21 protein-coding genes are annotated in these 23,556 nt (G+C 73.4%); 14 read left to right on the top strand and 7 right to left on the bottom strand.

Annotated elements, in window-relative coordinates; translation table 11 throughout:
- Window positions 1-2: 2 nt before the first annotated feature.
- A complete protein-coding gene (locus ACLJN9_RS00910) occupies window positions 3-593 on the bottom strand; it encodes a hypothetical protein (RefSeq protein ID WP_410809024.1) in 591 nt (196 codons plus the stop codon).
- 1,245 nt (window positions 594-1,838) lie between these two features.
- Between ACLJN9_RS00910 and ACLJN9_RS00905 the strand changes: the two genes are divergently transcribed.
- The 9 genes from ACLJN9_RS00905 to ACLJN9_RS00865 all read left to right on the top strand — a co-directional run bounded on the left by ACLJN9_RS00905 (window position 1,839) and on the right by ACLJN9_RS00865 (window position 10,581).
- Window positions 1,839-2,816, top strand: coding sequence for a hypothetical protein (locus ACLJN9_RS00905; protein ID WP_410809023.1), 978 nt, complete (start codon window positions 1,839-1,841; stop codon window positions 2,814-2,816).
- Window positions 2,813-4,408 (top strand): phage baseplate assembly protein V, encoded by a 1,596-nt coding sequence (locus tag ACLJN9_RS00900; protein WP_410809022.1) that lies wholly within the window; start codon window positions 2,813-2,815, stop codon window positions 4,406-4,408. Before ACLJN9_RS00905 ends, ACLJN9_RS00900 begins: the two co-directional genes overlap by 4 nt.
- Entirely contained in the window at window positions 4,408-4,746 is a 339-nt protein-coding gene (locus tag ACLJN9_RS00895) for a hypothetical protein (protein WP_410809021.1), read from the top strand. Before ACLJN9_RS00900 ends, ACLJN9_RS00895 begins: the two co-directional genes overlap by 1 nt.
- Window positions 4,743-5,177, top strand: coding sequence for a GPW/gp25 family protein (locus ACLJN9_RS00890; protein ID WP_410809020.1), 435 nt, complete (start codon window positions 4,743-4,745; stop codon window positions 5,175-5,177). Before ACLJN9_RS00895 ends, ACLJN9_RS00890 begins: the two co-directional genes overlap by 4 nt.
- A complete protein-coding gene (locus ACLJN9_RS00885; RefSeq protein WP_410809019.1) occupies window positions 5,174-7,861 on the top strand; it encodes a putative baseplate assembly protein in 2,688 nt (895 codons plus the stop codon). The genes ACLJN9_RS00890 and ACLJN9_RS00885 overlap by 4 nt, the downstream gene beginning before the upstream one ends.
- Window positions 7,842-8,381 (top strand): phage tail protein, encoded by a 540-nt coding sequence (locus ACLJN9_RS00880; RefSeq protein WP_410809018.1) that lies wholly within the window; start codon window positions 7,842-7,844, stop codon window positions 8,379-8,381. The genes ACLJN9_RS00885 and ACLJN9_RS00880 overlap by 20 nt, the downstream gene beginning before the upstream one ends.
- A complete protein-coding gene (locus tag ACLJN9_RS00875) occupies window positions 8,378-9,310 on the top strand; it encodes a hypothetical protein (RefSeq protein WP_410809017.1) in 933 nt (310 codons plus the stop codon). Before ACLJN9_RS00880 ends, ACLJN9_RS00875 begins: the two co-directional genes overlap by 4 nt.
- Window positions 9,307-9,765 (top strand): hypothetical protein, encoded by a 459-nt coding sequence (locus ACLJN9_RS00870; RefSeq protein WP_410809016.1) that lies wholly within the window; start codon window positions 9,307-9,309, stop codon window positions 9,763-9,765. The genes ACLJN9_RS00875 and ACLJN9_RS00870 overlap by 4 nt, the downstream gene beginning before the upstream one ends.
- A 63-nt stretch (window positions 9,766-9,828) precedes the next feature.
- Window positions 9,829-10,581 carry a hypothetical protein gene (locus tag ACLJN9_RS00865; RefSeq protein WP_410809015.1) on the top strand — a complete coding sequence of 251 codons (753 nt, stop codon included), beginning with the start codon at window positions 9,829-9,831 and terminating at the stop codon, window positions 10,579-10,581.
- A 19-nt stretch (window positions 10,582-10,600) separates the two neighbouring features.
- On the opposite strand, the gene ACLJN9_RS00860 is transcribed toward ACLJN9_RS00865, so the two are convergent.
- From ACLJN9_RS00860 to ACLJN9_RS00835, 6 genes are read right to left on the bottom strand one after another with little or no spacing between them, the layout of a single operon-like run.
- On the bottom strand, window positions 10,601-11,485 hold the full coding sequence (locus ACLJN9_RS00860) for a PmoA family protein (protein ID WP_410809014.1): 885 nt from the start codon (window positions 11,483-11,485) through the stop codon (window positions 10,601-10,603).
- The gene (locus ACLJN9_RS00855; RefSeq protein WP_410809013.1) at window positions 11,482-12,111 is read right to left on the bottom strand and encodes a hypothetical protein; all 630 of its coding nucleotides are present in this window, start codon (window positions 12,109-12,111) and stop codon (window positions 11,482-11,484) included. Before ACLJN9_RS00855 ends, ACLJN9_RS00860 begins: the two co-directional genes overlap by 4 nt.
- On the bottom strand, window positions 12,095-12,994 hold the full coding sequence (locus ACLJN9_RS00850) for a carbohydrate ABC transporter permease (protein WP_410809012.1): 900 nt from the start codon (window positions 12,992-12,994) through the stop codon (window positions 12,095-12,097). The genes ACLJN9_RS00855 and ACLJN9_RS00850 overlap by 17 nt, the downstream gene beginning before the upstream one ends.
- Window positions 12,995-13,978 carry a carbohydrate ABC transporter permease gene (locus ACLJN9_RS00845; RefSeq protein WP_410809011.1) on the bottom strand — a complete coding sequence of 328 codons (984 nt, stop codon included), beginning with the start codon at window positions 13,976-13,978 and terminating at the stop codon, window positions 12,995-12,997.
- A 31-nt stretch (window positions 13,979-14,009) separates the two neighbouring features.
- Entirely contained in the window at window positions 14,010-15,356 is a 1,347-nt protein-coding gene (locus ACLJN9_RS00840) for an ABC transporter substrate-binding protein (RefSeq protein ID WP_410809010.1), read from the bottom strand.
- Window positions 15,357-15,375: 19 nt separating this feature from the next.
- Window positions 15,376-16,506 carry a LacI family DNA-binding transcriptional regulator gene (locus ACLJN9_RS00835; protein ID WP_410809009.1) on the bottom strand — a complete coding sequence of 377 codons (1,131 nt, stop codon included), beginning with the start codon at window positions 16,504-16,506 and terminating at the stop codon, window positions 15,376-15,378.
- A gap of 238 nt (window positions 16,507-16,744) precedes the next feature.
- Between ACLJN9_RS00835 and ACLJN9_RS00830 the strand changes: the two genes are divergently transcribed.
- From ACLJN9_RS00830 to ACLJN9_RS00810, 5 genes are read left to right on the top strand one after another with little or no spacing between them, the layout of a single operon-like run.
- Complete coding sequence (locus ACLJN9_RS00830; RefSeq protein ID WP_410809008.1) at window positions 16,745-18,073, top strand: Gfo/Idh/MocA family protein; 1,329 nt, start codon at window positions 16,745-16,747, stop codon at window positions 18,071-18,073.
- Window positions 18,074-18,099: 26 nt separating this feature from the next.
- Window positions 18,100-19,533 carry a glucuronate isomerase gene (gene uxaC / locus ACLJN9_RS00825; protein WP_410809007.1) on the top strand — a complete coding sequence of 478 codons (1,434 nt, stop codon included), beginning with the start codon at window positions 18,100-18,102 and terminating at the stop codon, window positions 19,531-19,533.
- A 53-nt stretch (window positions 19,534-19,586) separates the two neighbouring features.
- On the top strand, window positions 19,587-20,891 hold the full coding sequence (locus ACLJN9_RS00820; RefSeq protein WP_410809006.1) for an enolase C-terminal domain-like protein: 1,305 nt from the start codon (window positions 19,587-19,589) through the stop codon (window positions 20,889-20,891).
- Window positions 20,882-22,375: a mannitol dehydrogenase family protein gene (locus ACLJN9_RS00815; protein ID WP_410809005.1), complete on the top strand. Its 1,494-nt coding sequence runs from the start codon at window positions 20,882-20,884 to the stop codon at window positions 22,373-22,375. The genes ACLJN9_RS00820 and ACLJN9_RS00815 overlap by 10 nt, the downstream gene beginning before the upstream one ends.
- Window positions 22,372-23,550, top strand: a complete 1,179-nt coding sequence (locus ACLJN9_RS00810) for a Gfo/Idh/MocA family protein (protein WP_410809004.1) — start codon at window positions 22,372-22,374, stop codon at window positions 23,548-23,550. Before ACLJN9_RS00815 ends, ACLJN9_RS00810 begins: the two co-directional genes overlap by 4 nt.
- Window positions 23,551-23,556 lie beyond the last annotated feature (6 nt).

The raw sequence follows: 23,556 nt of genomic DNA, 5'->3' as shown, positions 1-23,556 counted from the left end.
GGCTACGCTCGGCGGCCGGGGCGGTGCAGCGCCTCGCCGGGCGGGTCGATCCTCCCGGCGCGACCGGGCAGCGCTCGGTACGCCGGCCGTCGGACGTGCGCACGGCGGCACCGCGCCGCTTCGGGGAGCCACCGCAGCACTGGTTGGATGTGGTCGCCGCGCACGCCCCCGGTCTGCTGCAGGACCTGAACCTCGACGTACCCCCTGGCGGTCCGGGCTCGACCGGCGACGCGTACGACGCTGCCCGAGGGTTCGGTGTCGACGGCGGAGCGATCGGCGGACCTACCGGCACCGGCGGCCCGGACGCCGCTGGTGTGTACGCAGGGCGCGACGCTGGCGGCTTCGGAGAGCCCGGCGCGGCGGATGGGCTGGTGGGACAGGAACCCGGTACGGCTGGCCGACTCGGAGTATTCGGTGCTGGCGGACGGTTCGGAGAACCGGGCGGCCGGCGGGCGGTAGGTGGTTCGGGCCCTTCCGACGACACGTCCGGCACAGCTGACGGACCCGGCAGATCTGGGCTTGGCACCGCCGGTTCGTCCGGTGCCGCCGGCACCGTCGGCGGGATCGGCTGGTTCGGCGAGGGCGGCAGGCACGGTGCCTCCGATGCCGCAGGTACCACCAGGATGTTCGGCACGGGGATGGAGTTGCGGGCAGGGGGTGGACCGCCAGCCGGCGGGCCGCCGCCGGCCCGCCTGGGCTTCCGTCGCGGATTCCACTCAGCGGCTGGGCGCGGTGCACCGGCAGGATCGACCGGGTCGGCGGGATCGGATGCGCGGGCCGGATCGGGTCTGCCGACCGAAGCGGGCGCGTCAGCCGAATCGGGCAGGTCAGCCAGATGGGGCGCGTCAGCCGAATGGGACGCATCACCCGGATGGGGTGCGTCCGCCGGATGGGGCGCGTCAGCCGGTCGGGGCGGATCGGGGCAGCGGGGTGCCGTCACCGGGGTGGCGCGGGACGGGTCGGCGGCATCTGGACGGGAGGGCGAAGCTGTTGGCCCGTCCCGACCGATGCTCCGCCCTGCGGTCCCCGGTCCGCTCGGCTCGACCCCGGGCTCCGACCCATTCGACCAAGCCGGAACAGCCTCAACCACCCCCCCACAACCAACCTCTGTGCGGGAACCGCGCCAGATCTTGGAAGATTTCGGCCCCTCTGGGGGCACTTTCCCTCCAAGATCTACCGCTGCGTTCGGAGACGCCGCGGAGGAGGGGGACAGCGGACGGTTCTCGGTGGGCGGAAGCGGGTTATCGGCCAGACCGGATGGGCGCGGGGCAGACGGGGACGGGGGCGGGGTCGGGTTCCGCCCTAGCGGATTTGGGGGTGGCGACGGCCGGAACGGGTGCGGGGGTGGCGACGGCCGGAACGGGTGCGGGGGTGGCGACGGCCGGAACGGGTGCGGGGGTGGCGGTGACGCGAGTGGGTTCGGGGTTGGCCGTGGACGGCTTGGTGTGGTCTCCGCGACGGGTGGCGGGCCGCGCGGGCGGGACCTGGTCGAGAGTGGAGGGCCAGCCGGGTGGACGGCTTCGACGGGTGCGGGGCTCGCGACGGGCGGTGGCCCGCTCGACGCGGCCCGCGCCACCGGCAGCGGTCCCTGGCCGGCCCTGCCGGACGAGGTGGCCTCGCCCGGACACCCGGCCGGCGCCACGGCCACCGGGCCGGCGGGGCCGGGTGGATCGGGGGCGGGTGGATCGGGGGCGGGCCTGATCGGCGGTGGATGGTCGGCGGTGGCCAGCGGACTGTGGCCAGCACTACCGGACGATCGACCGCTGTGGACTGTGCCCGGTGAAGCGGTGGACGCGGCCCAGCTGCGTCGGCTCGATCGGGAACAGGCGGGCGACTGAATGGAACGGGTCGCCTTCCTCATCGACTCCTCCGGGGAGCGGGTGGACTGCCTGCTCAATCCGGAGACCGTGCAGGTGACGCGGCTCGCCGGCGTACGCCATCGGGGTGCCGGCGGCAGTCAGCTCACCGGGTCCGGGCTGGCCGACGATCCTCTGCTCTTCACCGGCGGCGGCCGGACCGAGCTGGTGCTCGACCTGCTCTTCGACGTCGAGTTCGTGGAGGCGCAGGTCAGGCCGGGCGATGTGCGGGTGCTCACCCGCCCGCTGTGGATGCTGGCCGAGAACTCCACCGCCGAGCACGGGTGGCTGCGACCGCCGCTGGTCCGGTTGGTCTGGGGTAAGACCTGGAACGTGCCGGGCGTGATCATCGCGGTGGCGGAACGGTTCGACGCGTTCACCGGCACCGGCTCGCCGCGGCGCTCGTGGCTGCGGCTGAAGCTGGTCCGGGCGGCCGAGACGGCCGACCAGGCGGAGGCTGGCTTCGCCGAGGAGTTGGCGGCGGCCAGCACCCCGACCGCCGCCCCGGGCAGCGCGGTGGTCGCCGCCGGGGACGGCGCCGCCGAGCCGGGCCGGTCCGGGGTGCGCTTCGACCTGTTGGCCAACGACGCGCTCGGCTCGCCGCTGCGCTGGCGGCTGCTGGCCGAGCACAACCGGATCACCGATCCGTTGGCCGTTCCGGCCGGCACCACGCTGGCCGTCCCGCCGCCCGGGGGCGCTCCGGCCGGCGGTGCGACGGGCGGCGGTGCGACGGGCGGCGGTGCGACGGGCGGCGGTGCGACGGGCGGCGGGTCGACGCTGGCCGGCGCGGTGGCCGGGGTCGCTCGGGCGGTCGCCGGTGCGGTGGGTACGGGCGCGTCGTTCGTCGGCGCCTCCATCGCCACCGCCCCGGCTGCCTGGGTTACGGCAACCGCGACAACGACCACCCCCGCACCGGGCGGCACCAGCCCGGCCGGCACCAGCCCGGGCGGCAGGCCGTGACCAGCGTCGCGCCCCCGGCGCTGACCGTCCTCCTCGACGGCGTCGAGCTGGCCGCCGCGGCCCGTCGACGGGTCCGCTCGCTGCGGGTGGCCGCCCGGCTCGACCAGCCCACCCAGGCCGAGCTGGTGCTCGCCACCAACGCCGGCGGCGGCGCGTTCGACCCGGCCGTACGCCCCGGCACCGCCCTCGACGTGCGACTGGCCGATCATCCCGACCCGCTGTTCGCCGGGGAGGTGACCTGCGTGGAGGTCGAGTACGCCGCCGACGGCGTGGCGGTGCTGCGGCTGCGGGCGTACGACGCGCTGCACCGGCTGCGCAAGCGACAGGGGTTGCGGGTGTTCACCTCGGTGACGGCCGCCGAGCTGGCCCGGGAGCTGTGCGGCGAGGTCGGGCTCACGGTGACGGCGGAGACCGACGGGCCGCGACTGGAACGGCTGCTGCAGCACCGGCACAGCGATCTCGACCTGCTGCGGGAGGTGACGGGCCGCGCCGGGCTGCACCTGGCCGCCGACGGTGGCGAGGTACGGCTGATCACCCTGGCCGGGTACGGCGAACCGGTCGCGTTGACCCTCGGCGCGGGCGTGCACACCCTGCGGCTCGCCACCAACCTGGACCAGGCCGGTGGCGCGAGCGCCGCGCTGGGCTGGCATCCGCAACGGGCCGAGGTGATCAGCCAGCAGGCCGACGAGGCGCGCTGCGGCCGGCCGGCGGGCGACCGGCCGGATCCAGCCGACGTGGGCGCCGACGGGGTACGCACCGCGGTCGACCAGCCCGGCCGCAGTGACGACGAGCTGGCCGCTCTGGCCCAGGCTCGGCTCGACACCCGGGCTGCCGCCCTGGTGACGGCCGAGGGGGTGGCGCAGGGTGATCCGGCGTTGCGGCCCGGCCGGCGGATCGACCTGACCGGTGTGCCCGACCCGGTCGCCGGGGCGTACGTGCTGACCGAGGTGGTGCACACGGTGGACGGCGCCGGGCACCTGACCCGGTTCTCCACGGTGCCGCCGGTCGCGCCGCCCACCCCGTCGAACGCGGGCGCGGTGGTCACCCTCGGCACGGTCACCGACGTCGCCGACCCGGACGGCCTGGGCCGGGTGCGGCTGAGCCTGCCGGCGTACGGGGACCTGGACGCCGGCTGGCTCGCCGTGCTCTGCCCGGGCGCCGGGCGCGGCAAGGGGCTGGTGGCTCTTCCCGATCCGGACGACACCGTGCTGGTGGTGCTGCCCGGCGGCGAGCCGGCCTCGGGCATCGTGCTCGGCTCGCTGTTCGGTGCCGTCGAGCCGTACGACGCGGGCATCGACGACGGCCGGGCCCGCCGTTGGACGCTGCGCACCTCCGGTGGGCAATCGATCGTCGTCGACGACGTCCAGCGCAGCCTGCGTATGGCCACCGAGGGTGGCAGTTGGCTGGAACTCACCCCCGACCTTGCCACGCTGCACGCGGCGAGTGATCTGGTGATCTCCGCGCCCGGACGGGCCATGGTGGTCCGCGCCCGCAGCGTGGACTTCCTGCACGCCGAGTCGACCGAGGACCCGACCACCGCTGCGGAGCGTGCGCGTGCGCTCGCTCGCGAACACCACGAAGGAGGCGGCTGATGCGCTGGATCCACCGCGACTCGGTGATCTTGTGCGACCACGACGGCCGGGTCGAGAACCGGCCGTCGCAGCGGTGGGTGACCATCACCGCCGTACCGGTGCTGGTGGACGACGACCCGGAGGGACGGAAGATCATCGCCTGTCCGAACTACGGCCCGACCGTCAAGCCGTGCACCACGACGGAGAAGCCGCACGTCGGCTACAGCGACTGGCTGCGGGTCGACGGGCACCGGGTGGTGCTGTCGCACCTGGAGGGGTTCACCAACGGGACGCCGCCCAGGGCGGTCCACCACACGGTGCGCGATCCGCGCCAGCGCTTCCTGGGGTCGGACCGGTGAGGGCGTTCCGCTTCGTCGGCGCCGGCTTCGACGCGGGCCGGTCCGGCGGGTTGGCGCTCACCGCGGCCGGCGGGCTGGCCATGACCGAGGGCGACGAGAGCGTACGCCAGGCGCTGTTTCTGCTGTTGTCGACCACGCCGGGCGAGCGGCTGATGCGGCCCGGCTACGGATCTCGACTGCACCGGCTGGTCTTCGCGCCCAACGACGACACCACCGCCGGGCTGGCCATCCACTACGTCCGGCAGGCCATCGCCCGCTGGGAGCCCCGGGTCGAGGTGATCGACGTCGACGCCGGGCCGGACCCGGTCGACGCGTGGCGGCTGGTGATCCGGTTGGACTACCGGGTCCGGGCCAGTCTGACCCCCGGGCAGCTCGTGTTCTCCGTGGACCTGCTTCCGATCGACGATCCGGCGCAGGAAGGACCGTCATGACACTGCCCGTGCCGCACCTGGACGACCGCGCGTTTCTCGACCTGGTCACCGAGGCCCGGGAACGGATCCGGCAGTCCTGCCCGGGCTGGACCGACCTGTCGGCACACGACCCGGGCATGGCGCTCGTGGAGGCGTTCGCGCACCTCACCGAGGTGATGATCTACCGGCTGAACCAGCTGCCGGAGAAGGCGTACGTCTCGTTTCTGAACCTGCTCGGGGTGGCGCGGCACGCGCCGACCGCGGCCTGGGCGGACGTGCGGTTCACCCGCAGCGGCACCGACCGGGGCGCGGTGCGGATCCCGCCCGGCCTGCGGGTCGCGGCGGCCCGTGGCGCCGATCCCCGACCGGTCGTGTTCGTCACCACCGAGCCGTCGTCGCTGCCCGCCGGCGAGGCGTCGGTGACCGTACGGATGCACCACTGTGAGCCGGTGGAGGCGGAGCTGCTCGGCACCGGCACCGGGCAGCCGGGTCAGGTGCTGAGGGCGGCCCGTGCCCCGCTGGCGCACACCGCCGAGGCACTGGACCTGCTGCTCGGGGTGGAGGTGCCGACCGGCACGGTGGAGCTCGGCGCGGCCGCCCGCGAGTACGACGGGCGCACGTTCGAGATCTGGCGGCCGGTGGACAGCTTCGCCGGGCTCGGCCCGCAGGCCAGGGTGTACCGGGTCGACCGCTGTTCGGGCACCGTGACCTTCGCACCGGCCCTCGACCTGCGGCCGCCGGTCGGGCCGGCGCACCCGGGCACTCCCGGCGAGACCGCGCCGGCCGGTCCGGGCGCACCCGGCGAGCCGCTGCTGTCGGCGGTGGCCGTGGCGGCGGTGCCGCCGGCGGGGCGCCAGATCCGGCTCTGGTACCGGGCCGGCGGCGGGCCGGCCGGCAACGTGGCCGCGGGCACGCTGACCAGCCTCCGTGACCCACTGCCCGGGGTACGGGTCGACAATCCCGCACCGGCGGCGGGCGGGCGCGAGGTGGAGGCGTTGGAGTCGGTGCTGCTGCGCGGCCCGTACGAGTTCTTCGCCCAGCAGCGGGCGGTCACCGCCCGGGACTTCGAGGTGCTGGCGACCAGCTCCGGCGCGGTGGCGCGGGCACGGGCGTTCACCCGTGCCGCGGTGTACAGCTTCGCCCGGCCGGGCGAGGTCGAGGTGGTGCTGGTGCCGTACGTGCCGCCGCCGGCCCGCCCGGGTGGTCGGCTGCCGGTGGCCGTGCTGCGGGAACACGAGGTGCCCGAGGCGCGGCGCCGGGTCGAGGCCGACCTGGAGGAACGCCGGATGGTCGGCATCCGGTCCCGGGCGACCTGGGCCCGCTTCAAGGCGGTGTCGGTGCAGGCGCGGGTGGTGGTTCGGCGGGAGGAGGACGTGGACGCGGTCCGGCGGCGGATCCACGACCGGCTGCACCAGACGCTGAGCCCGTTGCCCACCGCGCTCAACCCGACCGGCTGGCCGTTCGGCGAGCCGCTGCGGGCCTCGAACGTGTACCGGCTGCTGGAGCAGGCCGAGCCGGGCGTGCGCTACGTCGAGTCGGTGCGGTTCGTGGTCGACGAGGCACCCGACGCCGAGGTACGCGCCCTCGCCGTCGACCAGTACCAGCCGCGCACCTGGTACGCCGGGCGGGGCTCGGTGCTGTTCCGTTCCAGCAACGCGGGCGCGGGCTGGGAGCCGGCCGGCCGGTTCGACGAGGAGACGGTGCTGCGGGTGGCGCCCGCTCCGGCACCGGTGCGGCCGGGCATCGTGCCGCGGCCCGGCTCGGTGGCCGTGGTGACGCTGCGCGCGTCCGGCGGCTCACGGGTGCACCTGAGCACCGACCTGGGCGAGACGTGGTCGCTGCTGACCGACCTGGATTCGCGGATCTCCGACGTGGCCTGGTTGGACCGCGACGGCGCGGGTGCGCTGCTGGTGGCCACCGACACCGGGCTGTACGAGGTGTCGCTGCTGCCCGGCGCGGTGCCGTTGCAGATCCTGGTCGACCCGTCCGACGCCGACCGGGGGTTCTACGCGGTGCGGGCGTTCGTCTCCGAACGGGGTGCGCCCGGTGTGGCGGTGGCGGCCCAGGCGAGCTTCGGGGTGTACCTGTCGACCGCCGGCGGCCGGCCGGGCAGTTTCGCCCACGTCGGTCTCTCCAACGTGGACAACCGGGTGCTGGCGGTGCAGTACGACGGCCCGGCCACGCTGCTGTGGAGTGGCGCGGGTGAGCCGGATCCGAAGAAGCCCGGCCAGGGCTGCCACCGCACCCGGCTGTTCGAGTCCGACGTGCAGTGGCAGTCGGTGCAGGGCGGCTGGATCGGGGGCACCTGCCGTGACCTGGCGTTCGCCGGCCCGCTGGCGGTGGCGGCCACCCAGAGCGGCGGGGTGCTGCGACTGGACACCCTGGCCGCCCAGCCGCAGTGGCAACCGGTGATGGTCAACTGCGGGTTGCCGCTGCGGGACCGGACCCGGTTCGTGCCGGTGGACGCCATCGCCGTGAGCGGCCAGGCCACCGGCGCCACGACCGGCGCCGACAACCAGCCGGCGGAGCGTCTGATCCTGGCCGGCGGCGAGCGCGGTGTGTACCGCAGCGCCGCCGCGGTCGACTGGACCGCCAGCGCCAACCAGGCCACCGCCGACGTGGTGACCGTTCCGGACACCTGGCTGCTCTGCTCCGGCGAGCACGACATCGAGGTGGTGCGGCAGGATGCGACGCTCGGCGATTGAACGACTGCTACCCGCCGCCTACCAGCGGGCCTGCGTCCCGGGCAGTGTGCTCTGGGCGCTGCTGGAGGTGATGGAGGGGCTGCACGCCCCGGACGAGGCGATCCTCGCCGAGGTGGACGCCCTGTTCGACCCGTACCGGGCACCGGACGGGATGGTCGTGCGGCTGACCCGCTGGGTGGCGATGGACCACGTGGTGGCCTCGCCACGCCCGGACGCCCCGCTGCCGCTGCCGGTGGGCCGGCTGCGCGACCTGGTGGCCAACGGGGCGCTGCTGGCCCGTTGGCGCGGCACCCCGTACGGGCTGCGCCGGGCCCTGGAACTGGCCACCGGGTTTCCGGGTTTCGCGATCGACGAGACCGCGGAGCAGCCCTTCCACCTCGTGGTGCGGGTGCCACCGGCCGCCGCGCACCTGCTCGCCGTGATCACCCGCATCGTCGAGGCGGAGAAGCCCGCGGCGGTGACCGCCGAACTCGTTCTCTCCCCGCCGCCTTCCGGATCGTCCGCAGAGGAGCCGTCATGACCACCGAATGGGCTGTCGTCGCCGCCGCCCAGCAGTTCACGCTGAACGCCGGCAACGGCGGCGAGCTCACGTTCACCGTCTCCAACCCGGGGCTGGCGCCGGACACCGTGGTCTTCGACGTGGCGCCCGGCGAGGGCAGCCAGCGGGCCTGGTTCACCGTCGTCGAGCCGCAGCGGGTGGTGCCCGGGCAGGGCTCGGTCTCGTTCCTGGTCCGCCTCGCCGTGCCGCCGGGCACGGCGGCCCGCCGCTACGACATGACCGGCTTCGCGTACTCGGCGAACACCGCCCCGGAGGAGAGTTCCCGCTCCAGCGGCCGGGTGACGTACGAGGTTCGCGCGGTGGCCGCACCGAAGCGGGCGCCGTGGCCGTGGATCGCCGCCGCGGTGGCTCTGGTGCTGGTGGTCGGCGGTGTGGTCGGCTACCTGCTGACCCGCCCCGACGGCCCGCCGTCGCCCGGCACGCCGCGGGTCGTGACGGTGGAGGCCGAGGGCCTCATCGCCGGCGCGAAGGTGGAGTCCCCGGCCGGAACGGCGGCGTCGGTGGCGCCGCAGCCGAACTGCTGCGCGGTGACCTGGTCGGGTGACAAGCAGCTGTTCTTCCAGGGCCTGGCACCCGGCGACCGGGTGAGTGTCACCGTCGACCTGCCGGCCGAGGCCGTCTGGCGGTTCTCCACCGCGCGCACCACCTCGTTCGACTACGCCAACACCATCTGGCAGATCGACGGTACGCAGGTGGGCGGCACCTTCTTCGGCTTCACGGCGAAGGTGGTGCTGCAGGACTTCACCGACGTCGGCGTCGTCCGGCTCGGGGCTGGCCGGCACACGCTCACCCTGATCGCGGTGGGTAGGACGCAGGGCGTCGAACGGTACTTCGCCGGTGTCGACCAGATCCGCTTCACCGAGGTGACCGGGGCGGTCGCGCAGCGATGAGCGGTCGGCAGAAGGTGTTGGTGGGAACGCTGGCGGTGCTGCTGGTGGCGTTCTTCGCGGTGGCCGTCGGCGTGGGGGGCGGTGACCAGGGCCGCGCGGCCGAGCCGCCGGGGGTCGTCGAGCGGCTGGGCCGGCTGGCCGGCGGCAGCGGCACCGTCGACCCGGCGACCGTACGGGCCGACTGCGACCGCACCGGGGACGTCCTCAGCTTCGTCGGCGACTGCGAGCTGGGGGTGGCCGACCCGGGCGGGCTCCGGACGTTGGTGCTGCGCAGTGGCCGCGCCTTCTCCGCGACCGCACCGGCTCCGCGGGACGCCGACCTCACCGTGCACGCCGAGGTCGAGCCGAGCGACGGCGCCGAGGCGGTCGCACGGATCGCCGTCGACCGGGCCGCCACCGTCCTGCTGAGCTGCCCGGGAGGTGTCGGGTGCACGGTCACCGTCGCCGCCTCCTGAACCACCCGCCGGCCGGCACCGGCGGGGCCACGTCCGCTCGGCCCGCTGGCGAGGAGACCCGACATGGGTGAGTTGCGTAAACCCTTCTTGCTGCTCGCGCTGGTCGCGGTGACGCTGGTGGTCCTGGTCGAACTCGGGTCGTCGCTGCTCACCGGCGGCGGGGACGCCACCGGCGCGCTGCGGGCCAATGCCCTGGACCTCGGCGTGGACGTGGACGCCGGCGCGATCAGCGAGCCCTCCGGACGGGGTACGAGCTACCTGGCGCTGATCGACGTGGTGGCGCTCTGGACCACCGGCCTGTTCTGTCTGAGTCTGGTGCTGCCCGAGCGGGTTCAGGGCCGGATCCAGGGGTTGGCGACGCTGATCTTCTCGATCCTGCTCATCCTGGCGTCCCTGGTGTTGCTGATCATCGCCTTCGTCGAGCTGACCATCATGGTGTCGCTGTTCCTGGCCGTGCCGTTCGGCACCCTGGCGTACCTGGCGCTGTGGGGCTTCTTCCCGGTGGGCGAGGCGAGCCTGCTGCTCGGGCTGGTGCTGCTGCTGAAGCTGGTCTGGGTGGCGCTGCTGCTGCTCGCACAGCCACGTTTCCTGCAGAACAAGGGCCTGGTGCTGCTGGCGCTCACGACCCTGCTCTGCACCGTCGTGCTGGAGTTCCTGCACCGGCTGGTGCCGGTCATCGTGGTGAGCATCCTGGACGACGTCGGGGCGTTGGTCTTCGCCATCGTCGCCATCATCTGGGGTCTGGTCCTGCTGATCGGCTCGATCCCCGCGATCGTCAAGTCCCTCCGGGTGACCGTCGCCGCGCCCACCCGTTGACGCCGGCGACGCTGCGGGATCAGTGCGCCGGGGACCCGACCAGGGCCGTGGCCCGATCCCGGTCGAGGGTCCCGTCGGCCACCCACACGCGGTAGTGGCCGTGCCGGGTGTCGCCGGCCGGCACCACGGCCGGCCGGTCGAACGCGAACGCCACGCAGATCCCCGGGTAGGTGGCGGTCCGCACGAACCACCGGTCGTCCCGCCCCAGACCGTCGACGACCAGCGTGTACGCCCCGCCGCCCGGCCCGACGCCGGTCAGGGCGAGCCAGGGCGCCGCGCTGCCGTTGACCGTTTCCTCGCCGGTGGCGTCGGCGGTGAACACCGTCGCCGCCCCGTCGGCGGCCGCCCGCCAGAAGAACCCGCCGTAGCCGGCCCCGTCGGAGCGTCCGTTGGTGGCCGGGCTGCCCAGGCGCACCTCCCGGTCGGCGGGTGCGGTGAGGGCGGAGTGCAGGTCGAGCCGCCAGACGTCGGGTGCCACCGCCGACGCGGCGAGGCGACGCCGCTCGGTCAGCAGCACCTGGCCGGCCTGGTCGCGCCACTGGAGATCGTGCGCGTACCGGTCCGGCGCCTGCTCGACCTCACCGGTGTGCGCGATGACGCCGTGGTCGTCGCGCCAGGTGTAGCCGACGTCGCGGACGTAGGTGCGCCCGCCCCAGAGGTTGGCGCCGTTGACGTCCTGCACCGCGAGGGACGCGCCGAGGTGCCACACGTGGTCGGCGGGCAGCGCGTCGGTGACGACCGTGCCGCCCAGGGTGCGTACCGGATGCAGGTACGGCCGGGGACCGTGCCGCACGTCGAGCGCCGGGTCGAGCACGTACCGGGCCACCTCCGTGTCGCCGACCCGCAACCGGGCCGGCGCCAATCCGGTGCTCTCGGTGGTGACGTCGGCGGGGTTGGCCCTCACGGCAGCTCCAGGTGGGCGGGGACCGGCCAGCGACCGGCGACGGCGTGCAGGGCGGCCACGGTATAGCCGGCGAGGATCGGCACCGCCACCGGGGTGACCAGCACGGCGAGCAGCCCGGCCAGCGCGGTCACCCCACTCAGCGCCGCCCAGCGGGCGGGCTGGTCGAGGCAGGCGCGGGCGGCGGACCGGGCCGCGGCCCGCCACCGCACGCCCCCGTTCCCGCCCACCTCGACGACGACCAGTCCGGCCCAACCGGCCAGGCCGGCAGCGATCAGTGCGGTCACCAGCAGCGCGGGCGGACCGCCCGGCACCCGTCCGGTGGCCAGGGCCGTCAGGTCGGCGGCGAGCAGCCCGACCACGGCGACCGCGAGCAGGCTGACCGGCACGCCCGGCAGCACCGCGCGTCCGAACCGCCGCAGGTTGGCCCGTGCCGGCGGCCAACTGCCGGTGCGGGTCCAGTCGTGCACCGCCGCGCTGGCCGTGCCGACGGCCGCGGTGGCGGTGACCAGCGGGGCTGCCGCCAGCACCAGCAGGATGCCGAGCAACGCCAGGTCGGCGGCGTCCCGGGCGACGTCGCGCCAGTCCCGCCGGCCGCCCTGCTCCTGCGGTTCAGCCCTTGATGCCACTGGTGTTGATCCCCTCGACGAGCATCCGCTGGAACGCGACGAAGAACAGGAAGACCGGCAGCAGCGACAGCACCGACATGGCGAACATCGGCCCGACCGCGCTCTGACTGGTCGAGTCGATGAACAGGGTCAGCGCGACCGGCACCGTGTAGTCCTCCAGTTGGGACAGGAAGACCAACTGCCGGAAGAAGTCGTTCCAGGTCCAGATGAACGAGAAGATCGCCGTCGTGACCAGCGCGGGACGACTCAGCGGCAGGATGACGTGCCGGAAGATGCCGTACGGGCCGGCGCCGTCGATCCGGGCCGCCTCGTCCAACTCGCGCGGGACACCCCGCATGAACTGCACCATGAGGAAGACGAAGAACGCCTCGGTGGCCAGGAACTGGGGGATCAGCAGCGGCAGGTAGGGCCAGTCGCCGCCGACCAGCCCGAGGGTGCGGAACAGGATGTACTGCGGCACGATCAGCACGTGTGAGGGCAGGAGCAGCGTGCCGATCATCACGGCGAACCACATGCCGCGCAGCCGGAACCGCAGCCGGGCGAAGGCGTACGCGGCCAGCAGGCAGGAGATGCCGTTGCCGACCACGGTGAGCAGGCTGACCATTGCGCTGTTCAGGAAGAACCGGCCGAAGCTGATGTCGAAGTTGCTCCACCCGGCGCTGTAGTTGCCGGGTGTGAACCGCTCGGGCAGCAACCCGATGTTGTTGACGATCTCCGCCTGGGACTTCAGCGAGGTGCCGACCATCCAGATCAGCGGGTACAGCACCACGGCGACGATCGCCAGCAGGATGAGCAGCCGCAGCACCGGCCGGCCGGTCGGCCGCCGGCGCGGGGCCGGCGCCGGCGTGTTCGACGCGCCGGCCATCGGGGTCACCGCCACCATCTACCGGTCCTCCCCGTCGGAGTAGTGCACCCAGAACCGTCCGGTGCTGAAGAAGATCGCGGTGATCCCCGCGATGGCGAGCAGGAAGACCCAGGCCATCGCCGAGGCGTAGCCCATCTCGAGGTCGGTGAAGCCGGTGATGTAGAGGTTCAGCGTGTACATCAGGGTGGAGTCGACCGGGCCGCCGGTGCCGTTGCTCAGCACGAACGCGGCCGTGAAGCCCTGGAAGCCGTTGATGGTCTCCAGCACCAGGTTGAAGAAGATCACCGGGGAGAGCATCGGCAGGGTGACGTCACGGAACTTGCGGAACCGGCCGGCGCCGTCGACCGAGGCGGCCTCGTACAGCTCGGTGGGCACCTGCTTGAGCCCGGCCAGGAAGATGACCATCGGTGCGCCGAACTGCCAGATGGCCAGCACCATCAGCGTTTGCAGTGCCCAGTCCGGGTCGTTGACCCAGGGTTCGCCCTCGATGCCGAAGAGGCTCAGCAGTGAGTTGAAGGCGCCGTCACGGTTGAACATGTTGACCCACACGATGGCCAGCGCGACGCTGCCGCCGAGCAGCGACGGCAGATAGAACAGCCCGCGGAACAGCCCGACGCCACGCCAGGCGCGGTTGAGCAGCAACGCCACGCCGAGCGCCGCGGCCAGCTTCAACGGGACGGCGACCAGCGCGAAGGTCAGGGTGACCCGCACCGCGTGCCAGTACGACGGGTCGGCGGTGAACATCCGTTCGTAGTTGGCCAGCCCCACCCACTGCACCTCGGAGAAGGGCGTGAGGATGTCGTAGTTCGTGAAGCTCAGGTAGAGCGACAACAGCATGGGGACCGCCGTGACACCCATCAGGCCGATGAGCCACGGCGACAGGAAGACGTACCCCGCCAGACCTTCGCTGTGCCGGAGTCGTCCGGGCCCGCGCCGCTCGGCGTGGGCCCGGACGGATCCGGGGGCGGGTCGGGTCGGGTCGGGTGCCGTGGTCAATGCCACGAACAGCTCCTCTCCTCGCCTGGTGGGGCGGTCAGGCGATGGCGGACTTGCACGCCTCGACGAACTGGGCGGCAGCCGCGGCGGGGGTGACCCGGCCGTACTGCGCGTTCTCGGCGGCCTTGATCAGCTCCGAGCGGACCTTGCTGTGTCCCTTGATCGGCACCTGCGGGGACGTGCCGAACTTCTGGGTCAGCTCCGCCTCGACGGCGATGGACTGCTTCATCGCCGGGTCGGTGGTGTCGTCACTGACCACCCGGCGCAGGTCCTGGTTGGACGGCAGGCCCCGGTCGGTGCCGAGCAGCTTGACCGCCTCCTGGTCGTTGTTCAGGAAGTTGATCACGTCGACGGCGACGTCCCTGTGCTTGCTGCCCTTGAAGACCGACCAGTACATCGAGGCGCGGGCCCACTGGGCGCTGGGGTCACCGGGATAGGCGACCACGCCCAGCTCGTCCTTGGTGTTCTTCTTCAGGTCGGGCATCTGGTTGGCCCAGACCCAGGAGGTCGCCGACTTGCCGGTGACCACCAGCTGCTTGGTGATGTCGCTGGAGTTGCCCTGGTGGATGATGTCGGCGGTCGGGGTGGCCTTGCGGTCCCGCGCGCCCTTCCACAGCTCGAACCACGTGGTCACGTCCTCGGCGGTGAAACCGAGCTCCTTGCCCTTGTACAGGTCCTTGCCCTGCTGGCGCAGCCAGACCCAGAACGCCTTGTAGTCGGCGCTCGGGTCCTGGGTGCCGGGCACGCCGGTCTTCTTCGACACCTCCTCGGCCCAGGCGATGTGCTGCTCCCAGGTCATCCCGGTGGTCGGCTCGGGCAGGTTGTTCTTGGTCAGCAGCGTCTTGTTGTAGACCAGGCCCTGGGTGTTCTCCCCGGCGGCCAGACCGGCGAGCTTGCCGTCGACCACGCCGTACTGCCAGAGGCTCTCCGGGAACTTCGAGGTATCCAGCTTGCCGGATTTCTGGTAGGAGGAGAGGTCCAGCGTGGTGCTGCGGGCCGCGTACTCCGACAGGTAGTTGTCGTCGATCTGGAACAGGTCCGGCGGGTTGCCGCCGGCGGTGAGCGTGGCCAGCTTGTCGAAGTAGCCCTGGTTGGCCTGCCAGGTCTTCTCGAAGGTCACGTTCGGGTGCTTCTTCGAGTAGAGGGCCAGGGCCTCCTCGGTGAGCTTGGCCCGGGCGTCGCCGCCCCACCAGAAGATGGAGAGCTTGACGGGGGCGTTGGGGTCCGCGGAGGGCTCGTCGTCACCGGCGCAGGCGGCGGCGCCGAACAGCATCGGCCCGGCGACCGTCACGGCGAGCAGGCCGCGCAGCAACCGTCGCCGGGGCAGCGGGGTACGGTGGGTGCGCCCGACGGGCGCGCTGGTGGGAGGCGTTGCGGGGTGCATGTGCGCTCACTCCTCGGCATTAGGAGGCGACGGCGTCACCGGTGGCCGCGGTCGGGTTGCCCGGGCCCGCAGGGCAATGCGGGTCCGGGCTCGGCGGCGCGGCCAGGGGACGTACCGGTCGGGCCTGCGGGCCCGGGCCGGTCGAGTCGCGGATGACCAGTTCGGTTTGCAGCATTACCTGTGCGGTGGTGCGACGGACACCGAGCGCCGTGCCGCCACCGAGCCCCCGCGAACCGCGCGGTGACTCGGTGTCCTGTTGCAGCAGCATGTCGACGGCCGTTCGGCCGGCGGCCGCGGTGGGCGTGGCCACCGTCGTCAGTTTGGGGCGGGTGAGCCGGCTCAGGGCGATGTCGTCGACCCCGACGACGCTCACCTCCTGCGGCACCCGGACCCCGAGCGCGTCCAGCCCCTCGATGAGGCCGATCGCCATCAGGTCGTTGTAGGCGAGCACGGCCGACACTCCGCTGCGCCGCACCTGCTCGGCGATGGCCGAACCGCCGGTCTCGGTGGGCGCGTTGGGGCCGAGCAGGGTCAGCTCCGCGCCACCGGCCCGGGCGGCCGTGGCGGCGGCCCGGCGCATCTCCCGGTTGGTCCACGAGCTGCGGGGCCCGCCCAGGAGCGCGATGCGGCGGTGGCCCAGACCGATCAGGTGTTCGATCGCCACCCGGGCGCCCTGCCCGACGTCCATCAGCACGCAGGGCAGGCCGGTCACCTGGCGGTTCACCACCACCAGCGGCACCTCACGGCTGAGTTGCTCGATGAGGCTGTTGCTCATCCGCGGGCTGCACAGCAGCACACCGTCCACCTGCTTGGCCAGGGCGTGGACCAACTCCTCCTCCGCCATCGGGTCCTCGTTGGTGTCGGCCACGAAGACGTGGTAGTCGCGGTGCCGGGCCTGACTCTCCGCCGCCTTGATCAGCGGCGGGAAGAACGGGTTCGCGATGTCCGCGATGATCAGCCCGATGTTGTGGGTCCGGCCGGTGATCAGCGCCCGGGCGGCCCGGTTGGGCCGGTAGCCCAGGTTCTCCGCGCAGGCCAGCACCCGCACCCGGGTCTCCGGGTTGACCAGGTGCGGGGCGGAGAAGGTGCGGGACACGGTGGAGATGTGCACACCGGAGGCACGGGCGACGTCCCGGATGGTGACTGGCACGGCGGCCCCTTCGTCCGATGTGGCGGTGGTCACGTAGGTGTGGCCCATTAATGCAAACGGTTGCGCCAGTGTCAACGGTGGATGGTTACGGTTTCGTTTCGCCAGCCCTTTCAATGGCCACTTCCAATACCGCAAACACTGACATTAGCCACCGATTGTGCCGCCTTCGTTGACTCGGTCGGATCGAGCATGATTACTTCACTGCAAACGTTTGCAGGATCAACCGGGAGGCGACCACATGTCATTCCGAGCCGACGGCCGGGTCCGGTACGCCGTCGTGGGCACCGGCTCACGGGCGGAGATGTTCGTCCGGGCCCTGGTGCTCGACCATGCCGACTCCACCGAGCTGGTCGCCTTCGCCGACGTCAACCAGGCCCGGATGGACGCGCACAACCGCTGGCTGACCGGGCTGGGCCACCGTCCGGTACCCACGTACCAGGCCGCCGACTTCCTGGTCATGCTGGACAAGGAGCGCGTCGACGTCGTCCTGGTGACCAGTGTGGACGTCACCCACGACGACTACGTGGTGGCCGCTCTGCACGCCGGTCGGGAGGTCATCACCGAGAAGCCGATGACCGTGGACGCGCCGCGCTGCCGACGGATCCTGGACGCGGTGACGGAGACCGGCGGCCGAGTGACCGTCGCCTTCAACTACCGCTACAACCCTTTGCACGAGCAGGTCCGCCGGCTGCTCGCCGACGGAGCGGTCGGCGAGATCGGCTCGGTGCACTTCGAGTGGCTGCTCGACGTACGGCACGGCGCCGACTACTTCCGTCGCTGGCACCGGGACAAGGCCACCTCCGGCGGGTTGATGGTGCACAAGGCCAGCCACCACTTCGACCTGGTCAACTGGTGGCTGGCCGCCACCCCCGTCGAGGTGTACGCGGCAGGGCGGCTGTTCTTCTACGGCGAGGGCGGCCGCCGGCACGGCTACGCCCGCGACTACGAGCGGGCGCACGGCTCCCCCGCCGCCGTCGGCGACCCGTTCGCGCTGCAGCTCGACGCCCACCCCCAACTGCGCGACTTGTACCTCGACGCCGAGGCCGAGGACGGCTACCAGCGCGACCGCAACGTGTTCGCCCCCGGCGTGAGCATCGAGGACGACATGGCGGTCCTGGCCCGCTACTCCACCGGCGCCACGATGACCTACCACCTCACCGCGTACGCCCCCTGGGAGGGCTACCGGGTGATGGTCAACGGCAGCCGGGGCCGACTGGAGCTGGAGGTCACCGAGAACGACTACGTCGACGCGGGCACCGCCGGAGCGGTCAAGGGCGCCGCGTTGCACGGCACCGAGGCTCCCGCCGAGGGGGGCGGCGCGACACTCACCCTGCGCCCGTTCTGGGCCCCGGCCCGACAGATCCCGGTCGAGGGCTGGACGAGACTCGGGCACGGCGGCGCGGACACCAGGATGACCGGGGTGCTCCTCGGTGGCGACCCCGACCCGCTGGACCGCGCCGCGACCGCCGAGGACGGCGCCCTGGCCCTGCTCACCGGCCTGGCCGCCAACCGGTCCTTCGAGACCGGTCAACCGGTCCGGGTCGCCGACCTGCTCGCCCCCCGCTGACGCAGAAGACGAGGAGCTCATCCCCCGTGTCGACGTACGACCACACCGATCTGCTCCTGCCACCCGAACCCGGCCTGCGCGCCCTGGCCCGGGAGCTGTACGCGCTGGCCGCGGAGCAACCCATCATCTCCCCGCACGGGCACGTCGACCCGGCTCTGCTCGCCGAGGACCGGCCGTTCCCGGACCCGGCGCAGCTGCTCATCGTGCCCGACCACTACCTGACCCGGATGCTGCTCAGCCAGGGCGTACCCCCTGCCGAGCTGGGCGTGCCCACCCGCGACGGCAGCCCGGTGGAGGCCGACGGGCGGGTGATCTGGCGGCGTTTCGCCGCGCACTGGCACCTGTTCCGGGGCACTCCGTCGCGGCTCTGGCTGGAGCAGACCTTCCGCACCGTGTTCGGGGTGCACACCCCGCTCGGCCCGGCCACCGCCGACACCCTCTACGACGAGGTGGCGGCCCGGCTCGCCGAGCCGGACTTCCGGCCCCGGGCACTGTTCGAGCGGTTCGGCATCGAGGTGCTGGCCACCACCGAGTCGCCGCTGGACGACCTCGGTCAGCACGCCAAGCTCGCCGCCGACGGTTGGGGCGGGCCGGGCGGCCGGGTGGTCACCACGTTCCGCCCGGACGACGTGGTGGACATGGAGTTCGAGGGCTGGTCGTCCAACGTGGACCGCCTCGGCGAGCTGGCCGGCGAGGACACCGGCACCTATCCCGGCTACCTGGCCGCGCTACGGGCCCGCCGGGCGGCCTTCATCGCCGCCGGCGCGACCTCGTCGGACCACGGTCACCCCACCGCGCGCACGCTGGACCTCAGCCCGCAGGAGGCCGCGCGGCTGTACGACCGGGGCCGGCGCGGCGAGGCCGACGCGGCCGACGCGGAGACCTTCCGGGCGCACATGCTGATGGAGTTCGCCCGGATGTCGCTCGACGACGGCCTGGTCATGCAGCTGCACCCCGGCGCGGTGCGCAACCACAACCGCTGGCTGCACGCCCGGCACGGCCGGGACGTCGGCGGCGACGTCCCGCAGGCCACCGAGTACGTGCACGCGCTCGCCCCGCTGCTGGAGCGCCACGGCAACGATCCCCGGCTGCGGGTGGTGCTCTACACCCTCGACGAGGACACCTTCACCCGTGAGCTCGCGCCCCTCGCGGGCGGTTACGCCGCGCTGCTGCTCGGCGCGCCCTGGTGGTTCCTGGACTCCCCCGAGGTGCTGCGGCGGTTCCGGGAGACGGTCACCGAGAGCGCCGGTTTCTACAACACGACCGGGTTCGTCGACGACACCCGGGCGTTCTGCTCCATCCCGGTCCGCCACGACGTGGCCCGCCGGGTGGACGCCGGCTTCCTGGCCCGCCTGGTCGCCGAGCACCGGCTGCCGATGGACGAGGCGGCCGAGACCATCGTCGACCTGGCGTACCGGCTGCCCAAGCGGGTCTTCAACTTCGGCGGCGACAACCGGTGAGCGCGAGGAGTGCAGCAGCGGAGCCCCGCAGTCGCGAACGAAAGGCAGGCCCAGTGACCACGACCATCACCTCCGTCGAGGTGCACGACGTGCGGTTCCCGACCGCCGCCCGGGGCGACGGCTCCGACGCGATCAACCGGGGTGACTACTCGGCGACGTACGTGGAGCTGGGCACCGACGCCGGGCCGACCGGCGCCGGGTTCACCTTCACCAACGGCCGGGGCAACGAGATCACCTGCGCGGCAGTCCGCGCGCTGGCCCACCACGTACGAGGGCGCACGATCGAGGAGATCGTGGCCGAACCTGTCGCGTTCTGGCGCTCGCTCAGCGCCGACGTGCAGCTGCGCTGGTTGGGCCCCGAGAAGGGCGTCATCCACATGGCGACCGGCGCGCTGGTCAACGCGGTCTGGGACCTGCGGGCCACCCTGGCCGGCAAGCCGATGTGGCGGTTCCTCGCCGAGCTGCCCACCGACGAGTTGGTCGCCAGCATCGACTTCCGGCACATCAGCGACGCGCTCTCCCCCGACGAGGCGGCGGCCATCCTCGACAAGGGGCGCGACGGGCTCGCCGACCGGTTGGGCACCCTCGAACGTGACGGCTTTCCCTCGTACACCACGTCGGTGGGCTGGCTCGGCTATCCCGACGAGAAGGTGCGGGCGCTGACCCGGCAGGCGTACGACGACGGCTGGCGGGCCATGAAGATGAAGGTCGGCGGACCGCTCGCCGACGACCTGCGGCGGGCCCGGATCATCCGGGCCGAGATCGGCCCGGACGCGCTGCTCATGATGGACGCCAACCAGGTCTGGGACGTCGACGAGGCGATCACCGCGATGGCGACGCTGGCCGAGGTCGACCCGTACTGGATCGAGGAGCCGACGCACGCCGACGACATCCTCGGGCACGCTCGGATCGCCCGCGCGGTCACCGAGCTGACCGACGGGCGGTGCCGGGTGGCGACCGGTGAGGTGGCCGCCAACCGGGTGATCTTCAAGCAGTTGCTCCAGGCCGAGGCGATCGGCGTGATGCAGATCGACGCGTGCCGGGTCGGCGGGGTCAACGAGGTTCTCGCGGAGCTGCTGCTGGCGGCGAAGTTCGGGGTGCCGGTCTGCCCGCACGCCGGTGGCGTCGGCCTCTGCGAGTACGTACAGCACCTGGCGATCTTCGACTACCTGCGGGTCGGCGCCGGCCTGGACGGGCGGATGGTCGAGTACGTCGACCACCTGCACGAGCACTTCGTCGACCCGGTGCGCACCCGGGGCGGCCGTTACCTGCTGCCCGAGCGACCCGGTTACAGCGCCACCATGAAACCGGCGTCGATCGCCGAGTTCCGCTTCCCGGACGGTCCGGCGTGGCGGTGACCGGGAGCGTCTCCCGGCTCGGCCTGGGCGCGCTGCGCCACCTGCCCGCCGAGGCGCGGCCACTGATCCGGCCGGGCACCGTACCGGCCGGCGTGGTGCACCTCGGGCTCGGTGCGTTCCATCGGGCGCACCAGGCCGTCTACACCGAGGCCGCCCTCGGCGCGGCCGGCGGCGACTGGGGCATCGTGGCGGTCGCCCCCCGCAGCACGGCACTGGTCGAGGCACTTGCCGCGCAGGACAACCTGTTCAGTGTCAGCGCCCTCTCCGCGGGCGGCAGCGCGACCCGGGTGGTGGGCGCTCTCAGCGGGGTACGGCACGCGGCCAGCGACCCGGACGCCGTGGTGGCGCTGCTCGCCGACCCGGCGGTACGGGTGGTGACGCTGACCGTGACCGAGAAGGCGTACCAACTCGACCCGGTGACCGGCCTGTTGTGCCCCGACTCGGCGCTCGACGGGGACCTGGCCGGTGGCCGGCCCCCGACCACGGTGCCGGGTCTGTTGCTGCGCGGGTTGGCCGCCCGGGCGGCCGCGGACGCCGGGCCGGTGGCGCTGGTCAGCTGCGACAACCTGCCCGCCAACGGCCGGCGGCTGCGCGGCCTGGTCGACCAGGCGGTCAGCCGTGCCGCCGGAGTTCCGGCCGGGCTGCTCGACTGGGTGACCGGCAACGTCACGTGCCCCGGCACCATGGTCGACCGCATCGTGCCGGCCAGCACCCCGGAGACGATCGAGGCGGCGCGTCGGGCGCTCGGCGTGAGCGACCTGGCCGCGGTGGCCGCCGAGCCGTACGCGCAGTGGGTGATCGAGGACGACTTCCCCGGCGGCCGGCCGGGCTGGGAGCACGCCGGGGCGGTGCTCACCGACGACGCCGGCCCCTGGGAGCGGTTGAAGTTGCGCACGCTCAACGGCGTGCACTCGGCGGTGGCGTACCTGGGCGCGCTGGCCGGCCGGGAGACGATCGCCGACGCGTTGGAGATCCCGCACCTGACCGGCGTGCTGCGCCGGCTGATCGCCGAGGACGTGGCGGCCAGCTTCACCCCGCCGGACGGGGTGCGGGTGGTCGACTACGGCGAGCAGGTCCTCGCCCGGTTCGGCAACCCGGCGATCCGGCACCGCACCCTGCAGGTGGCGATGGACGGCTCGCAGAAACTGCCGCAGCGGATCCTGCACACCATCGCCGACCTGCGTGCGTCCGGCCGGTCCGCGCGGTGGGGGGCGCTGGTGGTGGCCGCCTGGTTGCGCTTCGCGCTGGGCTACGCCGACGACGGCCGACCGCTGCCGTTCCAGGATCCGCTCGCCGGGCCGATCCGGGCCGCCCTGGCCGCTGGCGCGCAGAGCCCGGCCGGCGCCGTCGACGCGGTCTTCGCGCTGCGCGAGGTCGTCCCGGCCGAGGTCGCCGGCGACGACGAGGTACGCGCCGAGGTCACGGCCTGGCTGACCGCGTTGGCGCGGCACGGCGTCGAGGCGACGTTGGCCGGCACCCGGTGACCGGGGCGGTGCCGCCGCCCCGGGTCGCGGTGATCGGGGCGAACGGGCACGGCCGGTGGCACCGGCGGGTGATCGCGCCACTGCACGCCGACGGCCGACTGCGCCTGGTCGCCCTGGTCGACGTCCGGCCACTGGAGGACGATCCGGCGGCGCCGGTGCCGCCCGGGGTCGAGGTGTTCTCCGATCACCACGCGATGCTCGCCGCCGCGCGGCCGGAGGTGGTGGTGATCTGCACCCCGCCGCACACCCACCTGCCGATCGCCCGGGACGCCCTCGCGGCCGGCGCGGACCTGCTGCTGGAGAAGCCGCCGGTGCTGTCGCTGGCCGAGCACGAGGAGCTGACCGGGGCGCTGGCGGCCACCGGGCGGGTGGCACAGGTCGGCTTCCAGGCGCTCGGCTCGGCGGCGCTGACCGCGCTGACCGACGCGCTGGCCGCCGGCCGGCTGGGCACGGTCACCGGCATCGCCACCGTCGCCGCGTGGCAGCGACCGGACGCGTACTACGCCCGGTCCGCGTGGGCCGGTCGACGGACCCTGCACGGCCGACCGGTGCTGGACGGCGCGCTGGCCAACCCGCTCGCGCACGCCGTGATGCAGTGCCTGGCGGTCGCCGAGGCGCTCGGCGGGGCGCCGCCGTGGCCGCTGGCGATCGAGGTCGAGCGCTACCGGGTCCGGCCCATCGAGGTGGAGGACACCGCGGTGCTGCGGGTCCGGTTCCGCGCCGGCCCGCCGGTGCTGGCCGCGGTCACCCTGGCCGCCGAGGAGTTCGTGGCGGGCGAGGTGGTGGTGACCGGCACGACGGGACGGGCGGTGCTGGAGTATCCGACGGACCGGTTGCGGCTGCCCGGGGACGTGGTGACCCGCCGGGTCCCGGGGCGGCTCGGTCTGCTGGAGAACCTGCTGGCGCACCGGGCCGATCCGGCCGGAGTACCGCTGATCGCCCCGCTGGCCCGGACCGCGCCGTTCACCGCGCTGCTGGACGCGTTGCGGGCCGCACCGGATCCCCGGCTGCTCGACGGTGACCTGGTCACGGCGGTGGGCGACGGCGGGGCGCGGACACGCCACCTTCGGGGCGTGGTCCCGCTGCTGCGGGAGGCGGCCGAGCGGGGGGCGCTGCCCAGCGAGTGGGGAGTGCCGTGGGCCGTGCCGGCGTACCGCGCGGAGCTGGCGGGATAGGAGGCG

Source organism: Micromonospora sp. 067-2 (assembly GCF_046549295.1).
Lineage (GTDB): Bacteria > Actinomycetota > Actinomycetes > Mycobacteriales > Micromonosporaceae > Micromonospora.
This window is presented reverse-complemented; position numbering and strand designations above follow the sequence as displayed.